Genomic DNA, 17,601 nt, shown 5'->3' on the forward strand with positions numbered 1-17,601 from the left:
CAGGTTCGGGGGGTCGGACTCGACAGTGTGGCGGGGGACTGAACCAGTGCGCAGGCACTATTCTCATGCGGTGCCCACCTCCACTCCGCCACGCTCCGCGCAGGCCACCCGGCGGCACGGCGTCATCGCTGCTTTCATCGCATACGGGCTGTGGGGCGCATTCCCGCTGTACTTCGTCGCGCTGGCTCCGGCCGGTGCCATCGAGATCCTCGCTCATCGCATCGTGTGGACGATGGTCACCTGCGCCATCGTGCTGTCCTTCCGCAGGGACTGGGGCTGGTTGCGCGACCTTCTCCGCCACCCCGCGCTGGCGGCCGGGGTCGCGGGCTCGGGACTGCTCATCACCGTCAACTGGGGCACCTATGTGTGGGCGGTACGGGCCGACCGGACCACCGATGCAGCGCTCGGCTACTTCCTCAACCCGCTGGTCTCGATCGGGCTGGGAGTGCTGATCCTTCACGAACGTCTGCGCAGGCTGCAATGGCTGGCAGTCGGCATCGGACTGGTCGCTGCGATCTATCTGGCGGTCTCGGCCGGCGGCGTGCCGTGGGTGGCGCTCATCCTGGCCCTCACCTTCGGGCTGTACGGGCTGCTGAAGAACCGGGTCGGGGTCACCTTGCAGCCCTGGCAGTCGCTGTGCGCGGAGAGTGCCACGATGGCTCCCTTCGCGTTGGCCTTCCTCATCGCCCTTCAGGTGATGGGCGCCTCCACCTTCCTGGCGCCGGCCGGGGTGCACACCGGGTTGATGGTGGCCTCGGGAGCGGTCACTGCGATCCCACTGCTCTTCTTCGCCGAGGCAGCTCGCACCATTCCGCTGTCGCTGGTCGGACTCATTCAGTTCATGACCCCGGTCCTGCAGCTGCTGGTGGCTGTCCTGCTGCTGCACGAGCAGATGTCGGTGACTCGCTGGACGGGCTTCGGAATCGTGTGGATCGCGCTGATCGTGCTGACGGTCGACTCGGTGCTGGCCACCCGAGCCACCAGCCACGCTCGCGGGTGACTGGCATTCGCAGCGGGACGTCATTCATCGCGATGACACTGGCCCATCCTCAGCCAGGGAGGTCGATTTCTGGCGGGATGTCCAGGAAGGTGCCGGAGAAGGGACTCGAACCCTCACGCCCACGGGGCACAGGAACCTAAATCCTGCGTGTCTACCAATTCCACCACTCCGGCCCGTCCGTCCCCTCGGGGACGGCGGGCAGATCAGCCGGGCACATCAGCACTGAGGGTCAACCAGGGATCAGATCCCCAGTTCCCGGCACAGTTTGTCGACGTGACCGGTGGCGCGCACGTTGTACTGCGCCACCCGAATGATCGCACGGCCGTCGTCCTGGACGTCCACCACGAAGGTCGAGCGGATCACTCCCTCGATCTCCTTACCGTAGACGTTCTTCAGCCCGTAGGCGCCGTAGGCCTTCATGACTGCGGTATCGGCGTCCGACAGCAGGGTGATGGACAGCGACTCCTTGGCGGCGAACTGCTGCAGCCGCTTCTGGGAGTCCGGCGAGATCCCCAGCACGGTGTAGCCGGCTGCGGCGATCGCCTCGTGATGAGTGCTGAAATCAACCGCCTGGACGGTGCACCCGGGGGTCATTGCTGCGGGGTAGAAGTAGACGATCACGCGCTTGCCAGCGAAACCCGAGAGGGTGACGGGGGAGCCATCAGCGTCCGGCAGGGTGAAGTCTGGGGCAATGGAACCGGGGGTGAGGCGCATAGGCATGCGCTCACGATATAGGCTGTCGCCACGGCTTGGTGCACAGGCCGGCGCTCACAACGTCGAATGTCGCCGGGACGGTGAGGACTGCGGTCGGCCAAGGGCCAGCCGTTATCGAGCGGTCGTGTCTCAGGAGGGTTAGATGGCTGGCAGTGGACAGCAGAGCAAGGTGAAGGGCACCCGAACCGTCGAGGAGATCAGGCGGGACATCTCGGTCACGCGGACCAGGACTGCAGCCTTCATCGAGGGGCTGGCGGAGGACTACCACCCGAACGCCATCAAGCACCGCTTCGTCGAGGATGCCAAGGCCACCGCCCAGGACAAGTACGAGACGGTCCGCGACGGGTTGGTCTCCCAGGTCAAGGACGACGAGGGGCAGTGGCGGGTCGACCGTCTGAAGCTGGCCGGTGCCGTCAGTGCAGCAGGAACCTTCGGGATTCTCGTGCTGCGTGCCATCGTGGGTCGTCTCACCGGTGCGACCGCCCGCAGGAAGTTGCAGAAGTCCCAGGCCAAGGCCGCCAAGAAGGCCAGCAGGACAGCCAAGAAGGCCGCCAAAACGGCCAGGAAGACGGCTCGGAAGACGGCCAAGACCGCCAAGAAGGACGCCAGGAAGACAGCCAAGGCCGCGAAGAAGCAGGCCAGGCGCGCCTCGAGGTAAGCGTCCTGCAGCCAGAGATCAGCTCTGAGCATGACCCTGAAGGCGGTCGCTGGGCATCCCATCCGGATGCTCGGCGACCGCCTTCTGCTCTGTCAGGAGGCGGCTGCAGCGCGGCACCGGTGGCCGATCTCGGCACTCCGCAGGCCTTCCGCCGGTCAGCCACAGGGCTCTGAGAAGGGGACACTCCGGCCGGCACTGCCCGATATCGACTCGACACATCTCTCGTGAAACCGCTACTGACGCTGATAGCATGACTTCACCGCATGGCACGGGAAAGTGTTCGAGCAACTGACCCGGCCCATTCAAAGGAGAATGAGTGATGTCCGTTTCACGTCGTACTTTCCTCGCCGGCCTCGGAGGTCTCGGTTCGGCTGCAGTGCTCAGCGCCTGCGGATCCAGCTCCGATTCCGGTTCATCGGCCTCCCCGAGTGCCGATTTCAGTGGCAAGGGTCCCATTACCTTCGCGATGGGCAAGGACACCACAGGAACGCTTCAGAAGATCATCGACGGTTGGAACAAGGACCATCCCGATGAGAAGGTCACGTTCACCGAGCTCTCGGAGTCCGCAGACGATCAGCGGACCTCGATGATCCAGAACTTCCAGGTGAAGTCGAGTGCCTACTCGGTGCTGGCCGTCGATCCGATCTGGACCGCGGAGTTCGCCTCCCACCAGTGGCTCCTCCCGCTGCCGGCGGACACCGACACCTCGGCCTACCTGAAGTCCAGCGTCGACGCGGCCACCTACTTCAAGAAGCTCTACGGGATCCCCTTCGTCACCAATGCCCAGCTGCTCTTCTACCGCAAGGACCTGCTGGACGCCGCGGGGGTCGGTGTACCGACCACGTGGGACGAGATGTGGGCGGCCTGGGACAAGGTCAAGGGCACCTCGGCCGCCAAGGGGATGTCGGCCTACTCCGGCCAGTTCGCCAAGTATGAGGGGCTGACGGTGAACTTCTCATCGGCGGTCGCCTCGGCAGGCGGCAAGCTCTTCGACGATGCCGGCAAGCCGACCGCCGACAGCGACGGCGCCAAGGCGGGTCTGCAGGCCATCGTTGACGGATTCGCCAAGGGTTACATCCCCAAGGAGGCGTTGACCTACAAGGAGGAGGAGTCGCGCCAGGCCTTCCAGGACGGCAAGCTGATGTTCCTGCAGAACTGGCCCTATGTGTGGGCGAAGGCGGTGGCCACCGACGGTTCCTCGAAGGTCGCCGGCAAGTTCAACGTCGCCCCGGTCCCCGGCATCGGTTCCGGCACCGGGACCACCATCCTCGGTGGCTACCACCTGGGGGTCTCGGCCTATGCCAAGAACAAGGCCAGCGCGCTGGCCTTCGCCAAGTACATGGCCTCCGCGGGGCCGCAGAAGGCGTGGGCGATCTCGGGCTCCAGGGCGCCGATCCTCACATCCCTCTATGAGGACGCCGATCTCATCAAGCAGATGCCCTACACCCCGACCCTCAAGAAGGCTCTCGACAACGCCGGCACCCGGCCCAAGGTGCACAACTACGGCGACGTCACCCAGGCCATCCAGAACGCTGTCTACCCGGCACTCGGCGGTTCCCCGGCCGTCGACGCTGCGCTGCAGGGCCTGCAGACGAAGCTCGAGGCACTGGCGTCATGAGCCGGGCGAAGCTGTCGTCCGAGGAGCGCAAGGAGGAGCGGTTCGCCTACCTGCTGTTGCTGCCGACGCTGTTCGTGCTGGCCCTGGTGGTCGGCTTCCCGCTCATCCTGTCGCTGTGGCAGTCGTTGTTCCGCGGCGCCTCGGGAGTCGATCCGAACACCGGGCTGGTGGAGAAGGGCGACACCTTCGTCGGGCTGGGCAACTACACCGCGGTGTTCACCGCCGCCGATGCCTCCGGACAGTTCTGGAATGCGTTCTGGAACACCACCTTCTTCACCGTCATCGGGGTGACCATCGAGACCGTCCTCGGCGTCCTGATGGCCCTCATCATGGTGCGGGGGATGCGCGGGCTGGGCTGGGTGAGGGCCGGCATCCTGGTGCCCTGGGCGATCCCGACGATCGTCTCGGCGCTGATGTGGAAGCTGATCTTCAACGCCGACGGGGTGGCCAACAGCCTGCTGGGTACCCAGATCCTGTGGACCACCGAGGGTTGGCAGGCCAAGGCGGCGGTGCTGATCGCCGACATCTGGAAGACCGCCCCCTACATCGGCCTGCTCACCCTGGCCGGCCTGCAGACCATCGACACCCAGGTCTACGAGGCGGCGAAGGTCGACGGCTCCAGTCCGTGGCAGTCCTTCTGGCGGATCACCCTGCCGCTGGTGAAACCGGTGCTGGTGGTGGCGGTGCTGTTCCGCACCCTGGACGCCATGAGGATGTTCGACCTGCCCTACGGCCTGTTGGGGATGCTCGACTCCGGCAAGACCCTCTCGATGCTGTCGTGGTATCAGGCCGGTCAGTCCAGATTCGGTGAGGCGGCGGCCTACTCGCTGTACCTGTTCGCCTACATCTGCCTCATCGTGCTGGTCTTCGTGCGGGTACTGGGTGCCGACATCATGGGCACCCAGAAGGTGGAGCGCAAGAAGACCAAGCGCTCCAGAAAGGGGATCGGCCGCGGGGATGACGCCGGTTCTGCGGCAGCTGCCGAGAAGGTCGGCGCGGTGACGGGAGGTGCCTCATGAAGGCCCACGAGATCGACACCGACCAGCTGGTGGAGGTGCGGCGCCGTAACCGCAAACCCTCGAAGATCCTGGGCCGGATCCTCACCTGGCTGGGGATCATCATGATCGTGGTCTACTGCCTGGCACCCTTCTACTGGATGATCGTCTCCTCGCTGAGGCTGCCATCGATGGGGTTGAGCACCTCGATCATTCCCAACCCGGTCAGTCTGGACAACTTCAAGGGAGTCTTCCAGGGCAAGAACCACTTCGGGCGGGCGCTGCTCAACTCACTGATCGTGGCGGGGCTCACGACGATCCTGGTTCTGGTGGTCGGTACGGTGGCGGCCTATGCGATGGCACGGTTGAGGTTTCGTGGCAAGTCGCTGGTGCTGTTCGCCATCATCGCGACCTCGATGTTCCCGGTCGTGACGCTCATCGTGCCGCTGCTGAGGTTGTTCACCGGCGGATACCCGTTCTTCCCCTTCGACTGGATCAACACCTACCAGGCGATGATTCTGCCGTCGATCAGCTTCTGCCTGCCGCTGGCGGTGTGGACCTTGAACGCCTACTTCCTGCAGCTTCCCCATGAGTTGGAGGAGTCGGCGATGGTCGACGGTGCCTCTCGCGGCCAGGCCTTCCGGAAGGTGATCCTGCCGCTGGCGGCCCCCGGTGTGTTCACCACGGCGATCATCACCTTCATCGCGGCCTGGAATGAGTTCCTCATTGCGTTGACGATGGTCAATGACAATGTGCACATGACGGCCAATGTGGCGATCTCGAAGTTCACCGGGGTCTCCGGCTATGACACCCCCTACGGCACGATCATGGCCGCCGGAGTCATCGTCACGGTCCCGTTGCTCATCGTGGTGCTGATCTTCCAGCGTCGGATCGTGGGCGGGCTGGCCGCCGGATCGCTGAAGTAGCAGCTGCTGGTGGAGGGCTGTCGCTGCACAGTGACGAGAATCCCGGCAGTCGGGGTCGGGGTCCGAGGTGGGCCCGGGCCCCCGGACTGCCGGGATTCTCCTGTCCTGGGTGAGGTGTGGTGAGATCCTGCCGGAACTCAGCGCGCGTAACGCCGGGCGAAGGCGGACAGCAGTCGGTGGGACTCCTCGACATCGGCGGTGTCCACCTGTTCGATGAGGGAGTCCATCGTGGCGGGGTCGAAGTAGCCGTTGGTGCGATAGATGCGGATCCGTTGGGTGATCCCGGCGATATCCAGCTCGGGATGGAACTGGGTGGCGTAGAGGTTCTCCTTGATCCGGAACATCTGTACCGGGGCCGCGGTCCCGGTCGCCAGCAGGACCGCCCCCTGGGGGAGTCGGCGCACCGCCTCCTTGTGGCCGACGAAGGCGTCGAAGGTGTCGGAGACTCCCGAGGCCTGCACCAGCGGGTCGGCGCGGCCGGCGTCTGTGAGGGTGACGGTGATCGCCCCGATCGGCTCGGGATAGGTGTGATCGATGAGCCCGCCCTGGTGGACGCCGAGGGTGCCCACCCCGTAGCAGGCGCCGAAGAAGGGGAAGTCGGCGTCGACCACCCGGTCCAGCAGCCCGGACAGGTCGGCCTCGGCGCGCACCTGGTCGGGTGACTTCTTCCAGTCGGGATCGGAGGTGCTGTAGGGGCTGCCGCCCACGATGACCCCCGACAGGTCGGCCAGCTCGATCTGCGGTAGCGAGCTGCGGTCCAACTGGACATAGACGACGTCGTCAGGTCCCAGTTCGCAGTAGCGCAGCATGGCCTTGTACTCGGCACGGGCGGCGTCGTCCTCGGGACGGGTGGCGATCAGCAGGAACGGTTTCACGGTGATCCTTCTGGACCAGCGGCGGCCCTGAGATGGGGGTGTTCGAGGTGGAGAAAAGGCCTCTCCACTGGGGAGAGGCCTTCTGCTCGGTGCGCCGCGAGGGACTCGAACCCTCAACCCGCTGATTAAGAGTCAGCTGCTCTGCCAATTGAGCTAGCAGCGCCGGCGAGAGAAAACAGTACCGCAGAGCGGCCGTCTTCCCAAATCGGCTGTCAGGACCGGTCAGCTCTGACGGCGTCGATCCGACGGGATCGGAGGGCCTCGACATCGGGCAGTTCGATGGATTCCAGGTGCTGCCCCAGGGCCACCGACAGCAGGTGGTCGGCCAGGTCGGGATTGCGCGCCAGGATCGGTCCGTGCGGGTAGATGCCGATCACCCGGCCCTGCACGGCGCCGTCGGTCTGGCCATCCCCGTTGCCCCAGCCGATCTCCATCGAGGCGAGCGGGGTGGCGTCGGTGCCCAGTTCGCTCCAGCCGCTGTGATTCTCGAATCCGGTCACCAGGGAGACCGACCCGTCGGGCATCCTCCAGTGCGACAGGGACTCCCCGACGGCTCGCTCCGGCCCCCTGCGGGTCGTGATGTCGAGCAGTCCCAGACCATCGACGCCCCTGTCGTGGGTGCCGTTGGTGAAGCTCCTTCCGCAGATCTGGTAGCCGGCGCATACCGCGAAGAGCACTGCACCATTGTCCAGGGCGGTGAACAATCCGCCATCGGCCTTGAGCTCGTGGACAGCGGTCGTCTGGGCGGCGTCCTCCCCGCCTCCCAACAGGTAGACCGACCCGTCGGTGGGCACCGGATCACCGGGGGCGATCCGGACCAGTTCGGCCTCGATCCCGCGTAGCTGAAGGCGTCTGGTCAGGACGAGGGCGTTGCCCTGATCACCGTGGGCGCCGAGCAACGACGGGTAGAGCAGGACGATCCTCACTGCTGCGGCGCTCATGCCAGTCCTCCAAGTTGACGCAGCTGCTGGAACGGGGTGGAGCTGGACAGCACGTCGATCGGGTGGTCGGCGTCCCAGTGACCGTCCAGCAGCGGTGAGTCGAGGGCCTCCGCCAGGTCCTCGATGACGACATGGTCGATGCCGGAGTAGTCCAGTCGCACCGCCAGGTCCAGTGCCCGGGGACCCGAACAGATCACCGTCCGTCCGGTCAGCTCTCCGAAGTCGACGTCCCACAACCAGGAGAGGTCCCTGCCGTCTCCGGCGGCGGCGTCGATGGCCAGAACCAGCGGGTCCGAGACGGCGAGCGGAAGGCACTCTGTCCAGCTGGCCGGGTTGTTCGCCAGCAGCAGCTGTACCGTTGTCCCCGACACGGTGGCGGTGGCATAGCGCCCGGCCGGGGAGATGACGGTGCGCATCCCGGCCAGCGCGGCATCGGGGGAGATGCCGATCTCGACGGCGGCGGCCAGTGCGCAGGTGGCATTGGTGAGGTTGAAGTGGCCGGGCAGCTGGAGGCCGAGGCGGTGCCGGTCCCCCTTGCGGGAGACCGCCTCATCGCCGTCCACCCACCAGTCGGCCTCGGGCTGACTGAGCGGACAGTCCGGACAGTGCCATCTGGCGGTCTCCCGGATGAGTACCCCGCCGCAATTGGGACACAGTGTGGAATCGGCGGTCCAGCGGGGGTTGGTGTCCACCCAGACCACCGCTCGGGCGCGCTGGCAGACCCACACGATGAGAGGATCTGCGGAGCTCGCGATGACCATCGGGCCGTCGGGACCGGCAGCGGCCAGAGCGGCCCGCCAATCGCGTCCCAGGAAGGCCATCTCGTGGTTGTGGTCTGACTGTTCACGGCTGAAGTTGAGCAGCACCAGGATCTCAGGATGACCCAGCCGCACGGTGTCGGCGACCACCCGCTCGTCGGTCTCCAGAATCGCGACCGGAGCGTGCAGCGACCTCCCGAGGGTCGAGACGATGCCGTGGTGGAGGTTCGCACCGTCGGCATTGGTGATCACCTGGGAGCCGTCGTCGCCCAGTCCGTTGCGGATGGCGGCGGTCAGCAGATGGGTTGTGGTGGTCTTGCCGTTCGTGCCGGTGACGGCGGCGATCCGGCGGGAGGCGATGAGTTCGGCGAAGGCCTTGGGATCCAGTGTGGTGGTGACCCGGCCCCCGATGGAGGCTCCCGATCCCCGGCCGGTCAGCCGTGAGGCCAGAGCTGCGGTTCGCCCTGCCAGCAGTGCCGTCCCCAGCCGGAAGGAGGAACGCTGGCGGGAATGCCGGAGGAATCGGGACTCACTGCTCATGGCCCCATCATGGCAGTCTGGCGAAACCCGGATCTCAGCGGTCGGGGTTGTCTGCTGCGCTCAAAAAACTGTCAGTCCCGGCTGGCATCGTGGATGGCATGAACAACGCGAACCGTGCGGAACCGGGTGAGGCGATGGCCGCCGCCCTGGCGCGCCTGCCGGTGAGTCGTGGTTTCGGGCCGGGGATGGGCTTCGGGGACGGCGTGAGCGGTGAGGATCTGTCCCCGCGTCCTGGCCGGGCGGTCCATCCGGGGTTGGAGGTGTTGTTCCCCAGCGGTCTGAGGCCGGAGGTCTACTGCCTCAACGGGTCGGCCCAGGTGGGTCTGGGACTGCTGCTGGACGGCTGGTGCGCGGTGGTGGGGCTTCCCGAGCTGGGGGTCGAGGCGGCTCGCGAGTGGGGGGTCGAACTGTCTCGGATGGTGCTCATCCCCGATCCGGGGTCGTGGCTGGAGACAGTCGCCACACTTATCGAGGGGTTGGATGTCGTGCTCGCCGTCGCCCCGCCGTCCATCGCCCCGGCGGCCGCCCAGCGGCTGGTCGCTCGACTGCGTTCCAGGGGGTCCAGCCTGGTGGTGCTGGGGGACTGGCCCCATGCCCATGCCCGGATCGATGTGCGGACGCTGGGCTGGCAGGGGTTGGGTCGCGGTTACGGGGCGTTGGAGTCCCAGCGTCTGGAGGTCGCCGTGACCCGCCACCACAGCCGCCGGACCGTCACCCTGGTGCGGGGCGCCGAGGGCATCACGGTGGCAGACGATCAGGATCGGGGCAGCGGGGGAGTGGGGAGATCCCCGGCATGAGTAACCCCGGGGTGGGTGGCGCGGGGCCCTCTCCACGACAGATGCGTCCCCCGAGAGTGATGCTGGTCCGGGTGCCGGACTGGCGGATCCGGGCTGTTCAGATGACCACCGATCACACCGATCCACTGATCGTCGCCGAGAAGGGCAGAGTGCTCAGCTGCTGCGATCAGGCCGCCGCCGAGGGGGTGCTGCCGGGCCTGCGGGTGCGCGCTGCCCAGCTGCGCTGCCCGCAGGCCCAGGTGGTGAGCTATGACCCGCGAGTGGAGGAGGAGTGCTTCGCCCCGGTCGTCGCCAGGATCGAGGAACGGGTCGCACCGAGGGTCCACGTGCTGAGGCCCGGCACGGCAGTGGTGGCGGTGGGCGGCCCGGCCCGGTTCTATGGCGGGGAGCTGGCTGCGGCGCAGCGGCTGAGGCAGGTGCTGGACGCCGAGGGCTGGTCGGATGCCACCGTGGGGGTGGCCGATGGGATGTTCGCCGCAGAGCAGGCGGCTCTGCGGGCCGGCCCGATCCGCATCGTCGGCGCCGGGGGGAGCCGGAGGTTCCTGGCTGATCTGGAGATCGGTGCCCTGATCGGCTCGATGGCAGGGATCGGCTCGCCCGGGGGGCCCGACTCAACCGGAGGTTCCGGTCAGGGTGACGGCACAGAGCTGGTTGTCGCGCTGCGCACCCTGGGGCTGCGCACCCTGGGTCTGCTCGCCGGTCTCACCCGTGAGCAGGCCGCCAGCCGGTTCGGACAGGCCGGCCGGCTTGCCCATCAGTACGCCCTCGGACTGGATCCGCGGCCGTTGGTCCCGCACCGCGCCGATCATGACGACTCTGTCGAGATCACTTTCGAGGAGCCGGTGGCCTCCGCCGAACAGTTGGAGACGCTGGTGCGCCCGGCGCTGGTGGAACTGATCGCTGAGATCGGCAACCGCGGGCTGATCTGCGACACGGTGCGCATCCGGATCCGCTCGACCGCCGGACTGTCGGAACACACCTGGCGTCACCCCTGGCAGTTCGACTCCGAGGACCTGGTGTCCCGGGTCGCCTGGCAGGTGGAGGAGCTGCCCCACCCGCGCATGGACACCGCCGAGGAGGTCGTCTGCGAGTACTCCACCGGCGTCCAGGCGGTCCAGCTGATCCCTGCCTGTCGCCCGCTGGCCGATCATGCCGAGGGACTGTTCGGCGCCCGGCCGGCCGAGCATCTGGTGCAGATCCTCACTCGGCTGCAGAGCCGACTCGGGCCCTCGGCAGTGCTCACTCCCAGCGTCACCGGGGGCCGGCTGCTCACTGAGAGACGCCGTCTGACCCCCTTCGGTTCGCTGCCCGATGACGGTTCGCGGCCCCGCGGGGAACAGCCCTGGCCGGGACGGCTGACCGGTCCGGCTCCCGGCGTCATCTATTCCCAACCGGTCCCGGCGCGGATCGAGACCCTCGACGGGCAGCCGGTGCATCCGGTGGACGCGGCCGAGGGCCCGACGGGTGTCGATGGGCCGGGTGGGCTGGATGCCGAGCCTGGCTGGCTGGTCATCGAGGGCAGCGGCCGTGCCAGGGTGATCTCCTGGGCCGGCCCCTGGCCGGTCCGCCAGCACTGGTGGACCGATCGGGGCGTCGACCTGAACCGCTACCAGATCGTCACCGCCGACCAGCAGGCCTGGGTGCTGGTGGCGGCGTCCTCCTCGTGGTGGGCGGAGGCCCGCTATGACTGAGATCGCCGGCACTGGGTTCTCAGCAGCGGGGGTGTGCCATGACCTATGACAACCCGCCGATCTCCTGGTCGGAGCTGGAACGCCGGATGGAGGGGAAGTCTCCCGATGAGGAGGATGCCCCCAGCCACCGCCGCCGTGAGCACTTCGCGGCTCATCCGGAGCGGCCGCAGGGGCCGGTGGTGCCCTATGCCGAACTGCACTGCCACTCCTACTACAGCTTCCTGGACGGTGCATCCAGCCCCGAGGATCTGGTCTGTCGGGCCGTCGAGCTCGGCCTGTCCGGACTGTCGCTGACCGACCACGACGGGCTGTACGGGGTGGTGCGGATGGCCGAGGCCGCCGAGGCCTGCGGGCTGCCCACCTCGATCGGATCTGAGCTGTCGATCGGCCTACCGGCCCCCCAGAACGGGGTGGCCGACCCGGTGGGCAGTCATCTGCTGGTGCTGGCCCGCGGAGCAGAGGGCTACCGCAGGCTGGCCGGCGCGATGACCGAGGCCTATCTCACCGAGGAGGCCGAGAAGGGCCGGCCGGTCTACGACCTGAACAGCCTCGCCGGTCAGGCCGACGGGCACTGGATCGTCCTCACCGGATGCCGCAAGGGAGCGGTCCGCCAAGGTCTGGTCCGTGGCGGGGCCGAGCTGGCCGGGCGGGAGCTGGACCGGCTGGTCCAGTTGTTCGGGCACGGCAATGTCGTCGTGGAACTCACCGACCACCGGCGTCCCTCCGACTCGCACGACAATGACCTGCTGGCTGGGTTGGCGGCAGATCGTGAGCTGGCAGTGGTGGCGACCAACGATGTCCACTACGCCGGTGCCGAGCAGTTCGAGATCTCCTGCGCGCTGGCGGCGGTGCGGGCCCGTCGCACCCTCGACGAGATGGACGGCTGGCTGCCGGCCGGGCCGGTCGCCCGGATGCGCAGCGGCTCCGAGATGGCCCGACTGTTCGCCCGCTACCCGGGTGCGGTGGAGCGCAGCGTGGAGATCGCCGAACAGACCCAGTTCTCGCTGCGGGCCAGCCGTCCCCAGATGCCCGAGCAGAAGGTGCCCGCCGGTCACACCCCGATGAGCTGGCTACGCCATCTGGTCGACATCGGCTGCGCACGGTTCTACCGGGACGATCCGGTGGCCAGACGGCGTCTGGACGAGGAGTTGGAGGTCATCGAGTCGAAGGACTTCGCCGGATACTTCCTCATCGTCCATGACATCGTCGAGTTCGCCCACGGCCACGACATCATGTGCCAGGGCCGCGGCTCGGCGGCCGCCTCGGCGGTCTGCTACGTGCTCGGGATCACCGTCGTCGACCCGGTCTTCTACCGACTGCCCTTCGAGCGGTTCCTCTCGGCGCTGCGCGAGGAGGAGCCCGACATCGATGTCGATTTCGACGCCCGGCGCCGCGAGAAGGTGATCCAGTACGTCTACACCAGGTATGGCCGCCACTACGCCGCCCAGGTGGCCAATGTCATCAGCTACCGGCCCAAGAATGCGATCCGCGACATGGCCAAGGTGCTGGGCTACTCCCAGGGCCAGCAGGACGCCTGGTCGCGTCAGGTGGAGCACTGGGGATCCCGCATCAGCGGCCGGGAGGGGGCCGAGAAGATTCCCGAGCGGGTCCGGGAACTGGCTGACAAGGTGCTCGGCTTCCCCCGCCACCTGGGCATCCACTCGGCCGGAATGGTGCTCACCCGGCATGCGGTCGGCCAGGTGTGCCCCATCGAGCCGGCCCGGATGGCGGGGCGCACCGTGCTGCAGTGGGACAAGGAGGACTGCGCCTGGATGGGGCTGGTGAAGTTCGACCTGCTCGGGCTGGGGATGCTCGCCGCCCTCCAGCACACCTTCGATCTGGTCGCCGAGCACTGCGGGGAGAGCTGGACGATGCAGTCGATCCCGCGCAACGAGCCAGGTGTCTACGACATGTTGTGCCGGGCCGACACGATCGGCATCTTCCAGGTCGAGAGCCGCGCCCAGATCGGTACCCTGCCCCGGCTGAAGCCGCGTTGCTTCTACGACCTTGCCGTGGAGATCGGGCTGATCCGCCCCGGCCCGATCCAGGGCGGGGCGGTCCACCCCTACATCCGTCGGCGCACCGGGGTGGATCCGGTGACATACCCGCATCCGATGCTGGAGCCGGTGCTCAAGCGCACCCTGGGCATCCCACTGTTCCAGGAGCAGCTGATGCAGATGGCCACCACGGTGGGCAACTGCACCGCCGCCGACGCCGACCTGCTGCGCCGTGCGATGGGTTCCAAGCGCGGGGTGGAGCGAATCGACTCGCTGCGCGCCAAACTGTTCGAGGGGATGGCGGCCAACGGCATCGCCGACGACGTGGCCCAGGAGATCTACAACCGGATCGAGTCCTTCGCCAATTTCGGCTTCGCGGAGTCCCACTCGCTGAGCTTCGCGGTGCTGGTCTACGCCTCCTCGTGGTTGAAGCTGCACTACCCGGCGGCCTACCTGGCCGGTCTGCTGCGCTCCCAGCCGATGGGCTTCTACTCACCGGCCACCCTGGTGGCCGACGCCCGCCGGCACGGTGTGACGGTGCTCAAGCCCGATCTGATGGTCTCAGGGGTGCAGGCCGGTCTGGAACTGGAGCGTCGCGACGGCGGTGGGAGGTGGGGGAGGGGGGACGTCTCCCGCGGCACCGCGGGCGGGCGCTCCGACTGCCTGCTCGACCACACCGAGGAGCAGATCGGCGAGTTCGACGCCGACGCTCCCGACGACACCGGATCGCACCGCCGCGACGGGGGGCTGGTGGTGCGGCTGGGACTGGCCGACGTCTCGGCGATCTCGGTGGATGCTGCCGAGCAGATCGTCGCCGAGCGCGACGGTCAACCATTCGGCAGCCTCACCGATCTGGTGCGCAGGGTGGGGTTGGAGCCGGACCAGGTGGAGGCGCTCTCACTGGCCGGGGCCCTCGACCGGTTGGCGGGGTCTCGCCGTGGAGCGCTGTGGCAGTCCGGGCAGCTGGACGGAGTGGAGCCGGGGCAGTTGGACATCGAGGTGTGCAGTCAGCCGCCGCTGCTGCCCGAGCCGAGCCCGGTGGAGTTGCTGGGTCATGATCTGCGCTCGACCGGGATCAGTACCGCCGACCATCCGATGCGTCACCTGCGTTCGGCGATGACCGAGCGTGGCGTGCTGCAGATCGCGGCGCTGGGACAGGTGGAGGCGGGACGCCGCATCGAGGTGGCCGGGGTGGTGACCCATCGGCAGCGTCCGGCCACCGCCGGTGGCATCACCTTCATCAATCTCGAGGATGAGACCGGGCTGCTCAACGTCATCGTCACCGCCGGGGCCTGGAAGCGCTACCGGCAGGTGGCGCTGACCAGTTCGGGGATGGTGATCAGAGGAATTCTGGAGCGTGGCGACCAGGGGGTCATGAACCTCTACGCCGATCGTCTGGAGAGCCTGCAGATGGGCGTCGTCATCTCCTCCAGGAACTTCCGATGAGGTCAGCTCGGACTCGTGGTCGCGATGGCCGCCGGAGTCTCGTGCTCAGCCCCTGGGTCCCGGGTGGACCCGAGGACCGGGATCGCTGAGCGGAGAAGCCGACAGCTCAGACGTAACCGGCCGGTACCAGAAGATCCCACTGCACCCCGAAGCGGTCCCTGATCCGCCCATAGTGGTCTCCCCATGGTGCCTTGGCGAAGGCCATGGTGACCTCCGCCCCGGTGTCGGTGAGCTTGCCGATGAGCGCCTCGCCGGTCTCGACGGCGTCCAGACTGATGAGGAATGAGTAGACCTGCGAGGTCAGACCCGGCATGGTCCCGTCAGGACTCGGCATCGAGTCACCTCCTGCCAAGGTCACCAGGCCGTCATGCAGCTGAGCGTGCGCGACGGCCTGGGCGGGCGGGTCCATCGGGAACTGGGTGGTGGGCATGTCACCGTAGTGGCCGATCTCCAGCTCGCCGCCGAAGACCTCCTGGTAGTAGTGGAAGGCCTCGTCGGCCGTGCCGGGGAAACTGATGTAGGGGGTGAAGGCGGGAGCTGCCATGGCGTTGTCCCTTCGTGATGCCCTGGTGGGCGAGGACTGGGTTGCGGTCACGCTATCAACCGAAGGGGTGACTCAGAGCACCTCGACGAGGTGGACGACGGCGACCACGACGGCCACCGCGGTGAGTCCGTAGCCGACCGACAGCAGGGTGAGGGGTTGGCGGATGGCCGCTCCGAACCGGGCCCAGTTGGGCAGTTTCTCGCGGGGCACGGTGTCCCAGGACTGCTCGGTGGCCTCGGCCCGCGACAGCGCGATGTGGGACAGCACGAGGCCGGGGAGGGGCACCAGCATCGACAGCCAGACCAGGCCGTTGGACATCGCCCTGATGTCCAGTACCCCGGTCAGTGCCAGAACCACCTCGGTCAGTACTGCGGCTCCGGCCAGCACGGTCATCACGAGGGCCGCCCGGTGGGTGCGGATCGGTTCGGCGTCCTGGTTGAGCACGGTCATCTCACGCGTCTCGGAGGCCGCGACCAGGGGCGCCGGGTCGGAGGCGGCGGCGTCGCCGGCCACCAGCCCTTCGCCGAACTGGGACAGCACATTCTCCTGGTGACCCTCGCGGCGAACCCGGGAGTGCAGATAGGAGTAACCGAAGTAGATGACGAAACCGACCAGCAGCCAGACGATGAATCGCAGCCAGGTCTCCACCGCCAGGTTGGACATCAACCAGAGGCACAGCACCCCGGAGATGATCGGTAGGGCAGGGGAGAAGGGGACGGTGAAACCGCGCTTGAGATCGGGGAAGCGTTTGCGCTGGACCGGTATCGAGAAGCTCACCAGCACGAAGGCGCTCAGGGTGCCGATGTTGATCATCTCGGAGAGCTGGTCGACATCGGCCAGTGCGGCCACGACGGCGACGACCACGCCGCAGATGATCTGCAGCAGAGCAGGGGTGCCGCGCTTCGAGGTGCGGGAGACCTGGCGGGGCATCAGGCCGTCGCGGCTCATCGAGAACACCACCCGAGTCAGTCCGAGCAGCAGCACCATGATGACGGTGGTCAGCCCGATGAGGATGCCGATGGTGATGAGGGTTCCCACCCAGTTGGCGCCGACCAGTTTGAAGGCGGTGGCCAGCGAGACGTCCTTCTGGGTGGCCATCGTCTTGTAGGAGACCATCCCGGTGACCACGATGGTCACCGCGATGTAGAGCGCCGAGACCAGCGCCAGGCCGCCGAAGATGCCGCGCGGCAGTGTCTTCTGCGGGTCCTTGGCCTCCTCAGCGGTGGTGGCGACGATGTCGAAGCCGATGAAGGCGAAGAAGACCAGGGCGGCAGCCCCCATCAGCCCGTAGGCGCCGTAGCGGGTGGGCTCGGCGCCGGAGAGGAAGGAGAACAGGCTCTGCCCCAGAACCCCGGTGGCCGATCCGTCGGGGTTGGGCTCGGAGGGTGGGAAGAAGGGGGTGAAGTTGGAGGCCTTCACGTAGAAGGCGCCTGCCACGATGATGAACAGGGTCACCGAGATCTTGATCGCGGTGAGAATCCCGTTGACCCGCGATGTCAGTTTGGTGCCCAGCACCAGCAGGACCGTGAAGAAGGCCACGATGAGGGCCGGCGGCCAGGAGACGCTGACCGAGCCGATGGAGAACTCGGTGGCCACCCCGATGTGGAGGAATCCGAAGACGTCGGACAGGTAGATGCCCCAGTACTTCGAGATCACCGATGCGGCCATCAGCATCTCGAGAATGAGATCCCAGCCGATCACCCAGGCCAGCAGCTCGCCCAGCGACAGGTAGGAGAAGGTGTACGCCGAACCGGAGACCGGTACCGAGGAGGCGAACTCGGCGTAGTTCATCACGGCCAGGCCGCAGATGACCGCGGCAATGACGAAGGAGATGATGACCGAGGGGCCGGCGTAGAGCGCGGCGGCCTGAGCCCCGACCGAGAAGATCCCGGCGCCCACCGCTACCGCGACACCCATCACGGCGATATCCATCGGCCCGAGTTCACGTTTGAGGCTGCGTTCCGGGTCGCCGAGATCCTCCTCGACCTGGTGCAACCCCTTTCTGACCAGCAGCGACATACCCAGCTTCTCCTGTCTGGCGGCCGATCGAGTGGTGACCGCACCAAGCAGAAAGGCTATCTTCGCGCAGTGCGGAGATGAG

At 67.2% G+C, this 17,601-nt stretch carries 14 protein-coding genes and 2 tRNA genes; 8 read left to right on the forward strand and 8 right to left on the reverse strand.

Annotation, left to right across the window (positions count from 1 at the left end; translation table 11 throughout):
• The first annotated feature begins 70 nt into the window (after positions 1 to 70).
• The gene (rarD, locus tag G554_RS16300; protein ID WP_036925756.1) at positions 71 to 1,000 is read left to right on the forward strand and encodes an EamA family transporter RarD; all 930 of its coding nucleotides are present in this window, start codon (positions 71 to 73) and stop codon (positions 998 to 1,000) included.
• A gap of 90 nt (positions 1,001 to 1,090) precedes the next feature.
• Here rarD and G554_RS0112745 read toward each other — a convergent pair.
• Together G554_RS0112745 and bcp are read right to left on the reverse strand one after the other, a co-directional pair.
• Positions 1,091 to 1,173: transfer RNA gene (locus tag G554_RS0112745), tRNA-Leu, on the reverse strand.
• 67 nt (positions 1,174 to 1,240) lie between these two features.
• Positions 1,241 to 1,720 carry a thioredoxin-dependent thiol peroxidase gene (bcp, locus tag G554_RS0112750; protein WP_027588204.1) on the reverse strand — a complete coding sequence of 160 codons (480 nt, stop codon included), beginning with the start codon at positions 1,718 to 1,720 and terminating at the stop codon, positions 1,241 to 1,243.
• A 136-nt stretch (positions 1,721 to 1,856) separates the two neighbouring features.
• On the opposite strand from bcp, the gene G554_RS16305 reads away from it, so the two are divergent.
• From G554_RS16305 to G554_RS0112770, 4 genes are all read left to right on the forward strand, one after another.
• Positions 1,857 to 2,372, forward strand: coding sequence for a DUF3618 domain-containing protein (locus G554_RS16305; RefSeq protein WP_051233095.1), 516 nt, complete (start codon positions 1,857 to 1,859; stop codon positions 2,370 to 2,372).
• 319 nt (positions 2,373 to 2,691) lie between these two features.
• Positions 2,692 to 3,990 carry an ABC transporter substrate-binding protein gene (locus tag G554_RS0112760; RefSeq protein WP_027588205.1) on the forward strand — a complete coding sequence of 433 codons (1,299 nt, stop codon included), beginning with the start codon at positions 2,692 to 2,694 and terminating at the stop codon, positions 3,988 to 3,990.
• A complete protein-coding gene (locus G554_RS16310) occupies positions 3,987 to 5,009 on the forward strand; it encodes a carbohydrate ABC transporter permease (RefSeq protein WP_051233096.1) in 1,023 nt (340 codons plus the stop codon). The genes G554_RS0112760 and G554_RS16310 overlap by 4 nt, the downstream gene beginning before the upstream one ends.
• Entirely contained in the window at positions 5,006 to 5,911 is a 906-nt protein-coding gene (locus G554_RS0112770) for a carbohydrate ABC transporter permease (protein WP_027588206.1), read from the forward strand. The genes G554_RS16310 and G554_RS0112770 overlap by 4 nt, the downstream gene beginning before the upstream one ends.
• Positions 5,912 to 6,048: 137 nt before the next feature.
• Here the strand turns inward: G554_RS0112770 and G554_RS0112775 are convergent, their stop codons facing one another.
• The 4 genes from G554_RS0112775 to G554_RS0112790 all read right to left on the reverse strand — a co-directional run bounded on the left by G554_RS0112775 (position 6,049) and on the right by G554_RS0112790 (position 9,025).
• Positions 6,049 to 6,786, reverse strand: a complete 738-nt coding sequence (locus G554_RS0112775; RefSeq protein WP_027588207.1) for a glutamine amidotransferase — start codon at positions 6,784 to 6,786, stop codon at positions 6,049 to 6,051.
• Between the two features lie 90 nt (positions 6,787 to 6,876).
• Positions 6,877 to 6,949 (reverse strand) — tRNA-Lys (locus tag G554_RS0112780).
• A gap of 49 nt (positions 6,950 to 6,998) precedes the next feature.
• A complete protein-coding gene (locus G554_RS0112785; protein WP_027588208.1) occupies positions 6,999 to 7,727 on the reverse strand; it encodes a type 1 glutamine amidotransferase in 729 nt (242 codons plus the stop codon).
• Positions 7,724 to 9,025: a Mur ligase family protein gene (locus G554_RS0112790; protein ID WP_084648537.1), complete on the reverse strand. Its 1,302-nt coding sequence runs from the start codon at positions 9,023 to 9,025 to the stop codon at positions 7,724 to 7,726. Before G554_RS0112790 ends, G554_RS0112785 begins: the two co-directional genes overlap by 4 nt.
• A 185-nt stretch (positions 9,026 to 9,210) precedes the next feature.
• Between G554_RS0112790 and G554_RS16315 the strand changes: the two genes are divergently transcribed.
• The 3 genes from G554_RS16315 (at position 9,211) to G554_RS0112805 (ending at position 14,956) form a co-directional block, all read left to right on the forward strand.
• On the forward strand, positions 9,211 to 9,822 hold the full coding sequence (locus G554_RS16315) for a hypothetical protein (RefSeq protein ID WP_051233169.1): 612 nt from the start codon (positions 9,211 to 9,213) through the stop codon (positions 9,820 to 9,822).
• 41 nt (positions 9,823 to 9,863) lie between these two features.
• Positions 9,864 to 11,513 (forward strand): DNA polymerase Y family protein, encoded by a 1,650-nt coding sequence (locus tag G554_RS0112800; protein WP_027588210.1) that lies wholly within the window; start codon positions 9,864 to 9,866, stop codon positions 11,511 to 11,513.
• A gap of 86 nt (positions 11,514 to 11,599) precedes the next feature.
• Positions 11,600 to 14,956: an error-prone DNA polymerase gene (locus G554_RS0112805; RefSeq protein ID WP_425393361.1), complete on the forward strand. Its 3,357-nt coding sequence runs from the start codon at positions 11,600 to 11,602 to the stop codon at positions 14,954 to 14,956.
• A 106-nt stretch (positions 14,957 to 15,062) separates the two neighbouring features.
• Here G554_RS0112805 and G554_RS0112810 read toward each other — a convergent pair whose 3' ends face one another.
• Positions 15,063 to 15,500, reverse strand: a complete 438-nt coding sequence (locus G554_RS0112810) for a VOC family protein (protein ID WP_027588212.1) — start codon at positions 15,498 to 15,500, stop codon at positions 15,063 to 15,065.
• 72 nt (positions 15,501 to 15,572) lie between these two features.
• Positions 15,573 to 17,519, reverse strand: coding sequence for an APC family permease (locus G554_RS0112815; RefSeq protein ID WP_027588213.1), 1,947 nt, complete (start codon positions 17,517 to 17,519; stop codon positions 15,573 to 15,575).
• Positions 17,520 to 17,601: the final 82 nt, after the last annotated feature.

This window comes from Acidipropionibacterium thoenii DSM 20276, from assembly GCF_000423445.1.
Taxonomy (GTDB): Bacteria; Actinomycetota; Actinomycetes; order Propionibacteriales; family Propionibacteriaceae; genus Acidipropionibacterium; species Acidipropionibacterium thoenii.

Excerpts from the sequence above, each read along its gene's own strand:
- G554_RS0112810 (WP_027588212.1), bottom strand. The coding sequence starts at position 15,500 with ATGGCAGCTCCCGCCTTCACCCCCTACATCAGTTTCCCCGGCACGGCC.
- G554_RS0112770 (WP_027588206.1), top strand. The coding sequence starts at position 5,006 with ATGAAGGCCCACGAGATCGACACCGACCAGCTGGTGGAGGTGCGGCGC.
- G554_RS16315 (WP_051233169.1), top strand. The coding sequence starts at position 9,211 with ATGGGCTTCGGGGACGGCGTGAGCGGTGAGGATCTGTCCCCGCGTCCT.
- G554_RS0112760 (WP_027588205.1), top strand. The coding sequence starts at position 2,692 with ATGTCCGTTTCACGTCGTACTTTCCTCGCCGGCCTCGGAGGTCTCGGT.
- G554_RS0112815 (WP_027588213.1), bottom strand. The coding sequence starts at position 17,519 with ATGTCGCTGCTGGTCAGAAAGGGGTTGCACCAGGTCGAGGAGGATCTC.
- G554_RS16310 (WP_051233096.1), top strand. The coding sequence starts at position 3,987 with ATGAGCCGGGCGAAGCTGTCGTCCGAGGAGCGCAAGGAGGAGCGGTTC.
- G554_RS0112800 (WP_027588210.1), top strand. The coding sequence starts at position 9,864 with ATGCGTCCCCCGAGAGTGATGCTGGTCCGGGTGCCGGACTGGCGGATC.
- bcp (WP_027588204.1), bottom strand. The coding sequence starts at position 1,720 with ATGCCTATGCGCCTCACCCCCGGTTCCATTGCCCCAGACTTCACCCTG.
- G554_RS0112805 (WP_425393361.1), top strand. The coding sequence starts at position 11,600 with ATGGAGGGGAAGTCTCCCGATGAGGAGGATGCCCCCAGCCACCGCCGC.
- G554_RS16305 (WP_051233095.1), top strand. The coding sequence starts at position 1,857 with ATGGCTGGCAGTGGACAGCAGAGCAAGGTGAAGGGCACCCGAACCGTC.
- G554_RS0112790 (WP_084648537.1), bottom strand. The coding sequence starts at position 9,025 with ATGAGCAGTGAGTCCCGATTCCTCCGGCATTCCCGCCAGCGTTCCTCC.
- G554_RS0112785 (WP_027588208.1), bottom strand. The coding sequence starts at position 7,727 with ATGAGCGCCGCAGCAGTGAGGATCGTCCTGCTCTACCCGTCGTTGCTC.